Source organism: Bacillus sp. AFS017336, assembly GCF_002555445.1.
In the GTDB taxonomy this organism is placed as follows: domain Bacteria; phylum Bacillota; class Bacilli; order Bacillales; family Bacillaceae_G; genus Gottfriedia.
The window spans coordinates 41,926-55,380 of the sequence record NZ_NUCO01000006.1 but is presented as its reverse complement, the minus strand read 5'-3'; the positions used below and the strand labels follow the sequence as shown (position 1 = coordinate 55,380).

The 13,455-nt window shown below is 34.3% G+C and carries 13 protein-coding genes; 8 read left to right on the top strand and 5 right to left on the bottom strand.

The window, feature by feature from the left end:
* The first annotated feature begins 18 nt into the window (after positions 1–18).
* Together CN601_RS02430 and CN601_RS02425 are read left to right on the top strand one after the other, a co-directional pair.
* A complete protein-coding gene (locus CN601_RS02430; protein WP_098169910.1) occupies positions 19–1,104 on the top strand; it encodes an ABC transporter permease in 1,086 nt (361 codons plus the stop codon).
* On the top strand, positions 1,104–1,787 hold the full coding sequence (locus CN601_RS02425) for an ABC transporter ATP-binding protein (protein ID WP_098169909.1): 684 nt from the start codon (positions 1,104–1,106) through the stop codon (positions 1,785–1,787). The genes CN601_RS02430 and CN601_RS02425 overlap by 1 nt, the downstream gene beginning before the upstream one ends.
* Before the next feature lie 206 nt (positions 1,788–1,993).
* Here CN601_RS02425 and poxB read toward each other — a convergent pair whose 3' ends face one another.
* The gene (gene poxB / locus CN601_RS02420) at positions 1,994–3,730 is read right to left on the bottom strand and encodes a ubiquinone-dependent pyruvate dehydrogenase (protein ID WP_098169908.1); all 1,737 of its coding nucleotides are present in this window, start codon (positions 3,728–3,730) and stop codon (positions 1,994–1,996) included.
* Positions 3,731–3,977: 247 nt separating this feature from the next.
* On the opposite strand from poxB, the gene CN601_RS02415 reads away from it, so the two are divergent.
* Both CN601_RS02415 and CN601_RS02410 read left to right on the top strand, forming a co-directional pair.
* Positions 3,978–4,355, top strand: coding sequence for a MerR family transcriptional regulator (locus CN601_RS02415; RefSeq protein ID WP_098169907.1), 378 nt, complete (start codon positions 3,978–3,980; stop codon positions 4,353–4,355).
* Positions 4,356–4,386: 31 nt separating this feature from the next.
* Entirely contained in the window at positions 4,387–6,051 is a 1,665-nt protein-coding gene (locus tag CN601_RS02410) for an acyl-CoA dehydrogenase family protein (protein WP_098120130.1), read from the top strand.
* A gap of 160 nt (positions 6,052–6,211) precedes the next feature.
* Here the strand turns inward: CN601_RS02410 and CN601_RS02405 are convergent, their stop codons facing one another.
* From CN601_RS02405 to CN601_RS02395, 3 genes are all read right to left on the bottom strand, one after another.
* The gene (locus CN601_RS02405) at positions 6,212–6,646 is read right to left on the bottom strand and encodes a hypothetical protein (RefSeq protein WP_098120131.1); all 435 of its coding nucleotides are present in this window, start codon (positions 6,644–6,646) and stop codon (positions 6,212–6,214) included.
* An 18-nt stretch (positions 6,647–6,664) separates the two neighbouring features.
* Positions 6,665–7,015, bottom strand: a complete 351-nt coding sequence (locus tag CN601_RS02400) for an ASCH domain-containing protein (RefSeq protein WP_098120132.1) — start codon at positions 7,013–7,015, stop codon at positions 6,665–6,667.
* Positions 7,016–7,164: 149 nt separating this feature from the next.
* On the bottom strand, positions 7,165–7,716 hold the full coding sequence (locus CN601_RS02395; RefSeq protein ID WP_098120133.1) for a hypothetical protein: 552 nt from the start codon (positions 7,714–7,716) through the stop codon (positions 7,165–7,167).
* Positions 7,717–7,832: 116 nt separating this feature from the next.
* Between CN601_RS02395 and CN601_RS02390 the strand changes: the two genes are divergently transcribed.
* The 4 genes from CN601_RS02390 (at position 7,833) to CN601_RS02375 (ending at position 11,653) form a co-directional block, all read left to right on the top strand.
* A complete protein-coding gene (locus CN601_RS02390) occupies positions 7,833–8,132 on the top strand; it encodes a metal-sensing transcriptional repressor (RefSeq protein ID WP_098120134.1) in 300 nt (99 codons plus the stop codon).
* A 14-nt stretch (positions 8,133–8,146) separates the two neighbouring features.
* Positions 8,147–10,540 (top strand): heavy metal translocating P-type ATPase, encoded by a 2,394-nt coding sequence (locus tag CN601_RS02385; RefSeq protein ID WP_098169906.1) that lies wholly within the window; start codon positions 8,147–8,149, stop codon positions 10,538–10,540.
* 14 nt (positions 10,541–10,554) lie between these two features.
* On the top strand, positions 10,555–10,755 hold the full coding sequence (locus tag CN601_RS02380) for a cation transporter (RefSeq protein WP_098120136.1): 201 nt from the start codon (positions 10,555–10,557) through the stop codon (positions 10,753–10,755).
* A 91-nt stretch (positions 10,756–10,846) separates the two neighbouring features.
* Positions 10,847–11,653 (top strand): hypothetical protein, encoded by an 807-nt coding sequence (locus CN601_RS02375; protein ID WP_098169905.1) that lies wholly within the window; start codon positions 10,847–10,849, stop codon positions 11,651–11,653.
* Positions 11,654–11,712: 59 nt separating this feature from the next.
* Here the strand turns inward: CN601_RS02375 and CN601_RS02370 are convergent, their stop codons facing one another.
* On the bottom strand, positions 11,713–13,080 hold the full coding sequence (locus tag CN601_RS02370) for an MFS transporter (RefSeq protein WP_098120138.1): 1,368 nt from the start codon (positions 13,078–13,080) through the stop codon (positions 11,713–11,715).
* Between the last annotated feature and the right edge of the window lie 375 nt (positions 13,081–13,455).

Sequence of the window (13,455 nt, the reverse complement as noted above, 5' to 3'; positions counted from 1 at the left end):
AAAGGAGATGAATGACAGGTGTTTCTTGCATTAAGAGAATTTAAACACGCAAAATTACGTTTTTTATTAATTAGTCTAATCATGATCCTTATATCATTCCTAGTATTATTCGTTTCAGGATTAGCGAAAGGATTATCTTTTGATAATGCTTCTTCAATTGATAGCATGGCCTCAAACTATTTTGTTTTACAAAAGGAATCAGGTAAACAAATTAATCATTCAATGTTAACGGACAAACAAATAAATGATGTTCAGCAACTTATTGGTGAGAAAAATTCAACTAATATTGGTGTTCAAATGACTACTTTTCTGAAGGATGGAACAGCTAAAAAAATTGATGCTACCTTATTTGGAATTGATGTGAATGGTTTAGCTGCTCCTAAAGTAATTGAAGGGAAAATGATTAATAATACAACAACGAATGAAGTTGTTGGAGATATTTCCTTGAAAGAAAAAGGAATCAAACTTGGTGATCATATTTCAGATCAAATCTCGGGTAAAGAGTTTAAAATTGTTGGATTTACAGAGAACCAGTCATATAGTCATGCACCGGTTATTCATATGAATGATAAAGAATGGTCAATGGTCAATAGTAAGAAATCAATTAATACAATTGCTTTGAAAACAAATGAAAGCATGGCGAAAAAAGTAAATGAAAAAGTCTCAGGAGTAGAAGTAATTAATAAAAACCAAACATTAAAAGGAATTCCTGGTTATAAAGAAGAACAGGGATCATTATTAATGATGATTGTATTTCTATTCTTTATTGGAGCATTTGTATTAGCAGTCTTTTTCTATATCATTACAATTCAAAAAATTAATCAATTTGGAGTGCTAAAAGCTATCGGTTCTAAAACTAGTTATTTAGCGAAAAACATCATTTTTCAAGTTTTAACCCTTACACTTTTGAGCTTAATCATTAGCATTTCAATAACATTTGGTTTATCGAAAGTATTACCTGCTGGATTACCATTTGTATTTGATGCTCAATTAATTATAGGAAGTTCTTTATTATTTCTATTTGTTGCAATTGTCGGCTCATTAATTTCTTTATTAAAAGTAGTAAAAATAGACGCGATTGAAGCAATAGGGAGGGCTTTTTAATGAGTAATAAATTAGTGCTAGATAATATTAGCAAAATATACAATGACGGAGATTCATCAGCAACAACTGTATTAGATCAAGTTTCCATTCAAGTAAAAGCTGGGGAACTAGTAGCAGTCGTAGGACCTTCAGGCTCAGGTAAAAGTACCTTCCTCTCAATAGCCGGAGCATTACTATCTCCGACTAGTGGGAAAATATTAATTGATGATATTGAAATTAGCAAACTCCCAGCAAAAAAACTGAATGAATTTAGACTATCAAAAATCGGATTCATTTTTCAAATGTCTAATTTAATCCCATATTTAACAGTTAAAGATCAGCTTCTATTAATTGCTGAGTTAGTCGGCATAAAAAATAAAGTTGCAGAAAAGAAAGCTAATGAACTACTTGAGCAATTAGGGTTATCAAAAAGGATGAGAAATTATCCAGAAAATTTATCAGGTGGAGAAAGACAACGAGTAGCAATTGCTAGAGCACTAATGAATGATCCAGAAGTCATTTTTGCTGATGAACCTACAGCTAGTCTCGATTCTGAAAGAGGCAGAGCAGTAGTAGAAATGCTTTCTAAAGAAGTTAAGCAAAGACAAAAAGCTGCGATCATGGTAACCCATGATAAAAGAATGCTAGATTTATGTGACCGTGTTGTTTTTATTGAAAATGGAAAACTAACTGAACAGATTTAGAATCAAGCTAAAAAGGTAACAACAGTTTATCAACAAAAATAGCCGTTATATCAATAAAAATAATTATTTTATCAACAAAAAATCCCACTTTATCAACAAAGTTCACAGCTTTATCAATAAAGTTCACGTAACGTTCGTGTATTTCAGTTTTGACCGTACAAATTTCGCTACAAAAAGAACCCGTTCAATCCGAACGGGTTCTTCTATTATAAATGAAATCGATCTAAAAGATTCGTCTTAGCAAGGTCAATTACGTCATTAGCGTGACCATTTAATACGGCTTTTAATGTCCAGAGAGTAAAGCCATGAGCTTGCTCAATACTTACTTTAGGAGGCATTGCTAATTCTTGGCGGTTTACTAATACATCAATTAATGCAGGTCCGTTATGTTCAAATGCGTGCTTTAAAGCTGATTCTAAATCAGCGGGGTCTTCTACACGAATTCCTTTCATTCCCACGGCTTCTGCAAGTGAGGCAAAGTTAGGGTTTTCTAAAGTTGTGCCTGTTTCTAAGTATCCTGCAGCTTTCATTTCTAATTCTACAAAACTTAGCGCACTATTATTAAATACAACTATTTTTACAGGTAATTTATGCTGGTGTATTGTTAGTAAATCGCCCATCAACATGGACAGTCCACCATCTCCACATAATGCGACTACTTGGCGATTTGATTGTGAAACTTGAGCACCAATTGCTTGTGGCATCGCATTGGCCATTGTGCCGTGATTAAATGATCCAAGTAATCTTCTTTTTCCATTCATTTGTAAGTATCTTGCAGACCATAACGTAGGAGTACCGACATCGCATGTAAATATCGTGTCTTCATTTGCAAGGTCACTTACCATCTTCGTTAAATATTGAGGGTGAATCGGTGTACGACCTGGTTTTCCTACAGCAAATTTATCTAAATCTTCACGTACATTTTTATATGCTGCGACATATTTTTCTAAATGACTTGAATCTTTCACGTCTGTTAAAAGAGGTAATAGCTGACTGATCGTCTCTTTTACATCGCCACATAATCCATAAGTGAGGGCAGCTCGTCGTCCTAAATGTTCTGCTCGAACATCGACTTGTAAAATCACTGCATCATCAGGATAAAATTGTCGGTAAGGAAAATCTGTGCCAAGCATTAATAAGACATCACTGTCCATAATAGCGTGGTATCCTGATGAGTAACCAATTAACCCAGTTAAACCGGCATTATATGGATTATCGTATTCTAAGAATTCTTTACCTCTAAGTGCAATAACCATTGGTGATTTTAATTTTTCACAAAGAAGCATTAAATGAGAATGTGCTCCTTCACAGCCTGCTCCGCAAAGTAATGTAACTTTTTTCCCATCATTTAGAAATCCAGCAAGTTTCTCTAACTCGGGTTTAGATGGACTAATCATTGGATTAGTAACATGAATGACTTGTTCTGGAACTGTTTGTCGATCTTCTAGTGCAGCAATATCACCAGGTAAAACAAGGACAGATACACCTTTTCTTGCAATAGCATGCTGCATTGCAATCGTTGCTAGACGTGGCATTTGTTCAGCTCTATATACCGTTTCACAAAAATGGCTACAATCTTTAAATAGTTGCTCAGGACGAGTTTGTTGAAAATACTCACTTCCAATTTCAATACTTGGAATTTGAGCAGCAATAGCTAGAACAGGAATCCGACTTCGATGACAATCGTATAATCCGTTAATTAAATGAAGATTTCCAGGACCGCTGCTTCCCGCACAAACCGCAATACTTCCACTCAAAAGAGAATCTGAACCCGCAGCAAACGCCGCAACCTCCTCATGGCGAACGCCAATCCATTCAATTTTTTCAGAGCTTTTAATTGAATCCAAAACCGCATTTAAAGAATCGCCAACGATCCCATAAATTCTAGTAACTCCTGCCTGAATCAATGAATCAATCAGTAAATCAGCAATAGTTTTCCGCATCGTAATCTCCTTCTTAGTTCATCATTATGTAATTACTACAATCTATTAAGCCTTAGGCTACAGATAAACTTATGTTTTGCAGGAACACAATATGTTATACCAAAAAAAGGAAGGAAAAGTAGGAGGTCTTAAGAATTATTACTTTAAAGCCTTTTAAAATGAATCTCGATCTAAATTTGTCGAAGAATTCTATCTTGAAACTTACGTTAACGTAAGTTTTATAATATAGCTAGAAGGGGGAAGAACGTTGAAGCTTTATTCGATTCGAGACATGACTAATGAATTTAATACGACTCATAGAACCCTTAGATATTATGAGGAAATCGGATTATTACACCCTACGTATTCTGAAAGTGGTAGAAGAAAATATTCTCCAAAAGATCGGACACGTCTCTTTTTAATTCAAAGAGGAAAGAATTTAGGTTTTAATTTACAAGAAATAAAAGAAATGATTGATTTATTTATGGTAGATCGAACAGGTGAAAAACAATTACAAAAAACAATCGAGTATGGGAATCAAAAAATTAGTGAAGTAGATAAGAAAATTAATGATTTGATCCTATTAAAAGAAGAGATTATTAGAATGAAGAGCGAGCTTGAGCGAAAATTTTTAGAGATTAAGTAATATTGTTAAAGAATGGTAGGAGGGAGAACCTATGAATTTTTATAAAGAAGACCTTAATCTGCAAATGATTTTAAGCAAATATTTTAAAGAAGATTTTTTTGTATGGGCAAGTAAAGAATTAGAAGAGTTTGGAGAGCTTTGTGCGAATGAAATTGATCAGCGTGCAATTCACACGGACAGAGAAGGTCAACCTCGACTAATTAAATATGATGCTTATGGTAATGATATTTCGCATGTTTGGGTTAATGAGGGGTATAAGCAAACCGTTAAGGATACTTATAATAGAGGAATTGTGAGCTATCTTCATAAACCAATTCCAGAACTCGGCATTAAAGGAAATTATATTTATTCCTATGCGCAAGGTTACTTATTATCACAGACCGAGGCTGGCTTTTATTGTCCGGTTACGTTATCTATGGCTGCCACGTTTTTAGTAGAACGATATGCGGATGAAGCACTAAAAGAAAAGTATCTCCCACATTTATTATCAACTGGTGAAACAGAATTATATGAAGGAGCAACTTTTTTAACTGAGAGACAAGGTGGTTCAGATGTAGGAGCCAATGTAGTTAAAGCAATTAAAGAAGGAGATTACTATCGTATTTATGGTGAGAAATATTTTGCTAGTAATGCAGGACAGTGCGGAATAACAACGATATTAGCAAGAATCGAGGGTGCACCTTCTGGAAGTAAAGGCTTAAGCTTATTTTTAGTTCCTTGGAAGAATGATGATGGAACAAACAATGGATTTACGATTCGTCGTTTAAAAGATAAGCTCGGTGTCAGAGCGGTTCCATCGGGAGAAATTGAGTTTAATGGGGCAAAAGCTTTTCTAATTGGCGATGCTTCAAAAGGAATTAACTACATGATGGAAGCTTTAAACTTATCAAGAATATGTAATGCAGTAGCTTCTATTGGAATTATGAGAAGGGCTTTCCTAGAAGCGAAAAAATATGCTGAAAATAGACCTGCATTTGGACAATTACTAACAAATTTTCCAATGATTCAAGAGACATTAGCAAAACTTGCATCAATTCAAGAAGTACAAACAAGTGCAGTGTTTAATTTAGTCGCCTTATACGATCGAGTGATCGGCAAAGAAAATGGAACAAATGAAGAACAAGCACTAGTCAGACTTTTAATTGCTATTTTAAAAATGCGTACAGCTGAAGAAGCAATTCATTTCTCCCATGAAGCAATTGAAATGCATGGAGGAAATGGCTATATTGAAGATTTCGTTACACCTCGCCTTTTAAGAGATGCCCAAGTACTTACGGTTTGGGAAGGAACGGCCAATATATTAGGTTTAGAGATTTTAAGATTGTTTAAAAAGATGAATGTTTATCCAATTTTTAAAGCATTTATCGAGGAAAAACTAATTGATGTACCGCAAAGTTTAGATGATGAAAGTATAATCGTAAAGAAAAAGCTTGAAGAATTAAATGAAGTTGTTAATTATGTTCATACTTTAGATGCTAATTCACAAACATACTACGCTAAAAAAATAGCAAATAAAATGGCTGATTTAGTTGAAGCCGTTACTGCAATTGAAGATGCGAAAGATCATATTCGAAAAGAGTACATTGCCAAAGTGATGATTCATGAACGTTATTTTAAAGATGAAATAAATAAAGAACAAATTCATTTAAAATATTATGATGAAATCGTTAATTATAAGGTTTCGATCAATAAATGATTGTCGTTTCTGCTAATTAAGATAGTAAGGATATTTGTTCCTACTATCTTTTTTTGCTGTATAACAGCAATTGATAGTTATACTGTCCGTTTCATCGAAATAAAAAAGCAGACTGGCTTCTACATTTAAAGAAAACCTGTCTGCTTAATTTGAATCATGCCTACCATAATGGAGGTTTTACGACCATAAACAATAGCATGATCATCAAAAGTACGATGTAAATCCAAATAGAACGGCGAAGTAAATAAATCAATCTGTTCTGGTCTTGGTCTGGTTGGCTAAATTTCCTAATTGTAGGCGAGAAGGCTCTAGCAAGAAAGAATAAAGAGCTCACCAGAAGAAGAATCGTCATGACAATCCAAGACGTCTTCCATGACCATGAGCCTACCATTACCAACAATACTCCTGACAAAACAAGTACATGCCCGGCATGCTTAGCCAATCTGACTGCAAAGCGGAACACATCCAAAAAGCCCTGTTGTATCGCGGACTCTGAAGTACGCAACTTTTTGAGTAAAGGAATCAATACAAAAAAAGGACCGATTGATAAGATTACACTAAAAATATGTATATAAAGAAGTATTCGATATAGCATATCTATCAATATATCCGATCAATCTTGGATGAGGCGAAACTCATGAACCCATACCCTCATTTTTGGTAGCCAAGGCATACCAGGGTGGATTGACAGGATTGATTGCTTATACTCTTCTACATTCGTATAGCCTTCCTGTTTAGCATGCTCATCTGTTAATTCACCAAGGGCTTGCGAATAAACGTTTTCAACAACATAACGTTGATCTTGAAGGTTCATCACTTCCCCAACATCTGCATATCTCCCGTTTCTACGAGTAGCTGTTTTTTGTCCATTCAGCACTTTTTCGATATCTTCCGGAAGTGTGATTAGGCGTTCAATTGTACAAGTTTTTGGCGGTAAAGCGTTAGTTTCATTTTGATTTGTCATCTGCTGTAATCTTCCTTTTCCATTTCAATTTTCAAGCACTAGTACATCTTATCATATAGCTTCCCACAAACACTAAATAACTCGTAATAATTTTCTAAAAATATCCCTGCATCAATGTTTCGCTGTTGTTATATAGCTTAATAGAATATCTATTTTTTTAGCATATTAATCCTGTAATTCTGTGAAATTGTAGTTGTTTCAAAATGAGTAAACGAAAAATAAATAGATAAAATAAGCAGCAGGCTAGAAATGATAATTACTGGAAAGAATGATGATAGTAGCTTCGGGAATCGCTCGTTTAAGAACATAGTAGAACAAAATATTACTGAACAAGTTAATAATAATAAACAAATTAATAATAAAGATTTTGCCTCGGTGATCGAAAGCATAACGACAATCATACTTCCCATCATACCAGCCATCATGCCAGTAAAGATTCCTTCAAGTAGTGCAAGGAAGTGTAATTTCCAGCCAATAAATAATCCAATTAGTGCGGAGACGCCCATCGAAATAAGTAATGAAATGAAAAATTGTTGCTGATTTGAAAGTGTAATTAGTACACCTAGAGTTAATCCATTCGTCATACTAATCATCATCATATACATCATTTGATGCATTTGGTCATTTTTAGTTGGTTTTAATTGGATTGAAATGAACGTTATAATCAGCATGACACTAATGCATACCCAACTGGTGAGCATTTATGATACCCCCTAATTATCCGGTTTATATCATCATATGGACAACTAAAACTAAATAGAATAAAAAATTGACACCTATACCCCCTATGAGTATATAATGATGGTGAGGTGATAAAATGGAAAATTGCCATGATGATCAAATGGTCCCAAGAAGTGAAGAAGAAATAAATGATTTAATGAAGCGTCTTCGTAGAATAGAGGGGCAAGTAAGAGGGATTCAAAAAATGGTCGAAGAGGACCGTTATTGTATAGATATATTAACGCAAATTATGGCAGTTGAAGCTGCTATGAAAAAAGTAAGCTTCTCTTTAATTGAGAGACATGCGAATCATTGTATGGTTAAGGCAGTTAAGGAAAATAATGGCGAAGCATCGGTAACTGAATTAATGGAGGTAATTAAAAGGTACGTAAAATAAAGGGGTTGATTTAGATGAATGATGCAAAGCAGTTGACCCTTGGCATTGAAGGGATGACCTGCGCAGCATGTGCAACCCGAATCGAAAAAAGTTTAAATCGAATGGAAGGCTTAAAAGCGAATGTAAATCTTGCTTTAGAAAAAGCTACTATTATATATGACAAAGGACAATATCAAACTTCTGATTTAATAGATAAAATCCATACGATTGGTTACGAGGTTGCTGTTGAAAAGATTACATTAAATATTACTGGAATGACGTGTGCCGCATGTTCAGCTCGTATCGAAAAAGTGATTGGGAAAATGGATGGAGTTGTTCAAATCAACGTCAATCTAGCTATGAATATCGCAACTATTTCATATTTACCGGAAGTGCGAACGGTTCAATCGATTATTGATAAAATTAGTCACATAGGTTATGAGGCAGTTTTAAAAGCAGAAGATGAGGTTAAGGAAAACGACTCGACACGAAACAAGCAGCTTCAATTGATTGTTTCGATCATACTTTCCATTCCACTATTGTACTCTATGGTTTCTCATCTTCCTTTTAGTACAAATATTTGGATGCCACATTTATTAATGAATCCATGGTTCCAATTACTGTTTGCAACACCGGTTCAGTTTATTATTGGTTGGCATTTTTACGTTGGCGCATTTAAGGCAATTCGAAATTATAGTGCAAATATGGATGTGCTCGTTGTACTAGGAACTTCGGCCGCTTATTTTTATAGTTTAGTTGAGTCGATTAAGACATTGACGAATAGTTCGTATATGCCACATCTTTATTTTGAGACAAGTGCAGTTTTAATCACATTAGTCTTGCTTGGAAAATATTTTGAGCATATCGCTAAAGGGAAAACTACTGAAGCGATTTCTAAATTAATGGAATTACAAGCAAAGGAAGCGACAGTTTTAGAAAATGGTAAAGAAATATTCGTACCACTTGAAGCTGTAAAAGTTGGAGATCTACTTTTAGTGAAACCAGGAGAGAAAATTCCTGTCGATGGTGTCATAGTATCAGGAGTTTCTACAGTCGATGAATCAATGATTACTGGAGAGTCTTTACCAGTTGATAAAAAGGCTGAGGACAATGTAGTCGGAGCAACAGTTAATGGAAATGGTATTTTAACAATACGAGCTGAGAAGGTTGGTAAGGACACTGCATTAGCCAATATTGTGAAAATAGTTGAAGAAGCACAAGGTTCAAAAGCTCCAATCCAGAGATTAGCCGATCGAATTTCGAATCTATTTGTTCCAATTGTAATTGGGATTGCGATCTTAACATTTATAATTTGGTTTTTCGTAGTAGATCCGCAAAATTTACCAAAATCAATTGAAGTAGCTATAGCTGTTTTAGTGATTGCATGTCCTTGTGCACTAGGTCTTGCTACTCCGACTTCGATTATGGTTGGAAGTGGAAAAGGCGCAGAAAACGGTATTTTATACAAAGGCGGAGAATATTTAGAAACTACTCAAAAAATAAATGCAATCATTCTTGATAAAACAGGAACGATTACAAAAGGAAAGCCAGAAGTAACAGATTTTATTAATTTACATCAACGAGAAGATTTGTTAAGACTCGTTGCGAGTGTAGAGAAAATGTCAGAGCATCCTTTAGCACAGGCAATTGTACAATATGCTCTTAAACAAGAGGTTCAGTTGACTGACCTGACTGAGTTTATTGCCATACCTGGATATGGGGTCGAAGCAATGATTGGCGATAAAAAGATTTATATCGGAACTCGAAAATTAATGAATGAAAAGAATATCGACTTTGCTTCTGTTGATGAACAATTAATCGCATTTGAATCTGCGGGAAAAACAGGCATGTTAGTAGCGATTAATGAGAAACTAGAAGGAATGATTGCTGTCGCCGATACAATTAAAGAATCTTCAAGAAATGCAATAAAAGCATTAAGGGATTTAAAAATAGAAGTATTTATGGTGACCGGTGATAATAAGCACACAGCAAATGCGATTGCTAAGCAAGTTGGCATTGAAAACGTATTTGCTGAAGTATTGCCTGAGAAAAAGGCCGATATTGTAGCTAATTTACAAAAACACGGGAAAATTGTTGCAATGGTAGGTGACGGAATAAATGATGCTCCGGCCCTAGCAAAAGCTGACATTGGTATGGCAATTGGAACTGGTGCAGATGTAGCAATTGAAACAGCGGATGTCACATTAGTAGGTGGCGATTTATCGCATATCCCAAAAGCAATCGCATTAAGTAAGAAGACAATGAATAATATTCGACAAAATTTATTTTGGGCGTTATTTTATAACAGTTTAGGTATACCGATTGCAGCATTAGGACTATTACAGCCTTGGATAGCAGGTGCCGCTATGGCATTCAGTTCTGTATCGGTAGTCTTAAACGCATTAAGATTAAAACGCATAAAAATTTAGGAGGAATTTTAGTAATGGAAACAATTTTAAAAGTAGATGGTATGACATGTGGACACTGCAAAGCTGCAGTTATGAAAGCGGTAGAAGGTGTGTCTGGTACAAATAATATAATCGTAAGTTTAGAAAATAAAGAAGTAACATTCAACTATTCAAACTCTGAAACAGTTGAAAAAGTAAAAGAAGCTATTGAGGACCAAGGTTACGATATCGTTTAATCAAAGTCTTATCGAACTCGATATAAATAAAAAGCGAACTAAGGGTTCGCTTTTTATTTGGAAAAAACTACTATACTGGGGAGAGAAGTAGATGAAATACTTATTGTTGTTGCTTAGTTTCGTTACTGTGTTTGGTTTAAGTGGTTGTGGAAGTAAGACACATTCAGGATCAACCCATCAAAATATGAATCATGATACAAAAGAAAAGAAGGATTCTACTCAAGCACAATTTTCATTTAATGGTATTCCCGAGGGTGGTAAGAAAGTAAATTTAAACATACAGATAAATAGTTTAAATGGAAAACCAGTTGACCAGTTTGAACTTGAGCATGAAAAATTAATGCATTTAATAGTTGTAAGTAAGGATTTATCTTTTTTTGACCATTTGCATCCACAATATAAAGGTAAAGGATTATTTACAGTCGTACCGAACTTTCCAAATGGCGGTGAGTATAAGTTATTTGCAGATTTTATACCTAAGGGCTCTGATAAAAACGTAAAAACCAAATTAGTAAAAGTGTCGGGACAACAAGGCGAACCGATTTCCCTAACTCCAGATAAATTATTAACAAAAGTAATCGATGGAAAAGAGATTACTTTAAAATTTGATAAATTGACGACAAATGATGAAGTTAAAATGACATTTACGCTTAAAGACGCTAAAACAAAAAAAGATATTATTAATTTACAGCCTTATTTAGGTGCAATTGGTCATGTTGTTGCTATTAGTGGAGACACTAATACATACTTGCACGTGCATCCAATGAACGAGAAATCAAATGGACCTGATGCGGAATTCATGACGAGTTTTCCCAAAAAGGGAGTGTATAAAATCTGGGGACAATTTAAGCAAAATGGAAATGTATTTATCGTACCATTTATAGTAGACGTACCATAATGTAAACAGAAAAAAAGCAGGAAAACGATTAGTTTCCTGCTTTTTCATATTTAATAATTTTATAATATATTCGGTTTAATGTCGACTAGATTACTATTTGGCTTTTTTAAATCATCTGTTTTACTAGCATCATTAAGTGACAAGTTTTTAGTTTCAGGTGCCCATGCAATTGATACTAATGTTCCTACAACTAAAACTCCTGTTAATGCTAGCATTGTATTACCTAAACCAAAATGTGATAGACCTAATGGTAATAGGAATGTACTGATTGCTGATCCAAGTCGGCTAATTGCAGTAGAAAGTCCGACCCCTGATGATCTCACTTCGGTAGGGAAACTTTCAGCTGGGAAAACTCCTACAAGATTACTTACGGCTGACAAGATTAATGTGAACACTGCAAAACAGATAATCATTAATGTTGTTGCACTACTTGGTGAGACGCTTAATACGAATAAAGACACTACAAGAATAATGAAAGAACTGATTAAGAAGCCTCTGCGAGAGAAAATGATTGTAAACCAGATACCTATAACTGCTCCGATAATTAAAATTATGTTTAATAAGAAATCTGTTCCAAAGCCTTCCTTTAAGCCCATAATACTTAAAATATTTGGTAGGAAAGTATAGATTGCAAAATAAGGCATTACTAAACATGCAAAGAAAAGACTATTAAACGCTGTTCTTTTTCTATATTTTTTATTAAATAAAACAGAAAAGCTACTATCTTCTTTTGATGGTGTTTCATTATCTAACACAATATTTTTACCAACATATTTTTTTGCAATTTCTCTTGCTTCATCAATGCGGCCTTTGTTAATTAACCATCTTGGTGATTCTGGCGTTCCAATTCGTAGGAATAAAATGATCACTGATGGAATTGTCGAAGAAGCTAACATCCAGCGCCAAGCATCTGGTCCTAAAGCTTGCAACCATAGTCCAACGAATGTTGAAACAACATAACCAATTGTCCAAATAACACTAAATGATCCTAGTAATACTCCACGATGCTTTTTTGGTGCGAACTCTGCTAACATTGTATGACCAACGCTATAGTCTCCTCCAATTCCGATCCCAATTAATAGTCGTAGAATAAATAACTGCATTGGACTATCTACAAAAAATTGAAGTAATGAAGCGATTGTAATGAGTACAAAGCTTAAAACAAATATTTTTTGTCTACCGATAATATCTGATACCCATCCTAGAACTAAACTTCCTAAGAATAGCCCAATTAAAGCGGAGCTGCCGATTAATCCAAGCCAAAATGCATTAAGATGCATTTGGGGAGTAAGTAATGTCAGTGCTGTTCCAATGATTCCGAGAATATAACCATCATTAAAATGTGCTCCAAATGTAAGTCCAGCCATTTTAATGTGGAACTTATTAAGTGGCGCATCATCCATTTTTATCGTTTGGTTTACGTTCATCTCGTTTCCCCCTTAGTAATAGTAGTGTAACAGTTTTTTCATAAAATACTTTTAACTCTTTTATCGAAAAGTGAAAAATAAAATAAGAGCATGAAAATTTTAGTATGTAATGGTAGCGTTTTCAGATAAAAAGAAAAAAAGTGAATGAACCTGAGATAGAGTTCATAATATGAACAACTTTTTTCATAATGTGAAATATAAGATGAGTATAAAGTGTAATTCACAAAATTGTCAAATTTTTTTCGAGTATTTATTTTTATCTTAAAGAAGATTAGACGAACATGCTTAAATAGTTTTGAACGAAACACAACGTTTTAAAAGCAAATAAAAAAGGCATCTGAATAAAACCATTCGGATGCCTTTTGATTACAATCA

Bases quoted from the DNA above. Each gene is read 5' to 3' on its own strand.
- poxB (WP_098169908.1), bottom strand. From the start codon at position 3,730: ATGCGGAAAACTATTGCTGATTTACTGATTGATTCATTGATTCAGGCA.
- CN601_RS02410 (WP_098120130.1), top strand. From the start codon at position 4,387: ATGAATTTTTATAAAGAAGACCTTAATCTGCAAATGATTTTAAGCAAA.
- CN601_RS02390 (WP_098120134.1), top strand. From the start codon at position 7,833: ATGGAAAATTGCCATGATGATCAAATGGTCCCAAGAAGTGAAGAAGAA.
- CN601_RS02395 (WP_098120133.1), bottom strand. From the start codon at position 7,716: ATGCTCACCAGTTGGGTATGCATTAGTGTCATGCTGATTATAACGTTC.
- CN601_RS02405 (WP_098120131.1), bottom strand. From the start codon at position 6,646: ATGCTATATCGAATACTTCTTTATATACATATTTTTAGTGTAATCTTA.
- CN601_RS02400 (WP_098120132.1), bottom strand. From the start codon at position 7,015: ATGACAAATCAAAATGAAACTAACGCTTTACCGCCAAAAACTTGTACA.
- CN601_RS02385 (WP_098169906.1), top strand. From the start codon at position 8,147: ATGAATGATGCAAAGCAGTTGACCCTTGGCATTGAAGGGATGACCTGC.
- CN601_RS02370 (WP_098120138.1), bottom strand. From the start codon at position 13,080: ATGAACGTAAACCAAACGATAAAAATGGATGATGCGCCACTTAATAAG.
- CN601_RS02380 (WP_098120136.1), top strand. From the start codon at position 10,555: ATGGAAACAATTTTAAAAGTAGATGGTATGACATGTGGACACTGCAAA.
- CN601_RS02425 (WP_098169909.1), top strand. From the start codon at position 1,104: ATGAGTAATAAATTAGTGCTAGATAATATTAGCAAAATATACAATGAC.
- CN601_RS02375 (WP_098169905.1), top strand. From the start codon at position 10,847: ATGAAATACTTATTGTTGTTGCTTAGTTTCGTTACTGTGTTTGGTTTA.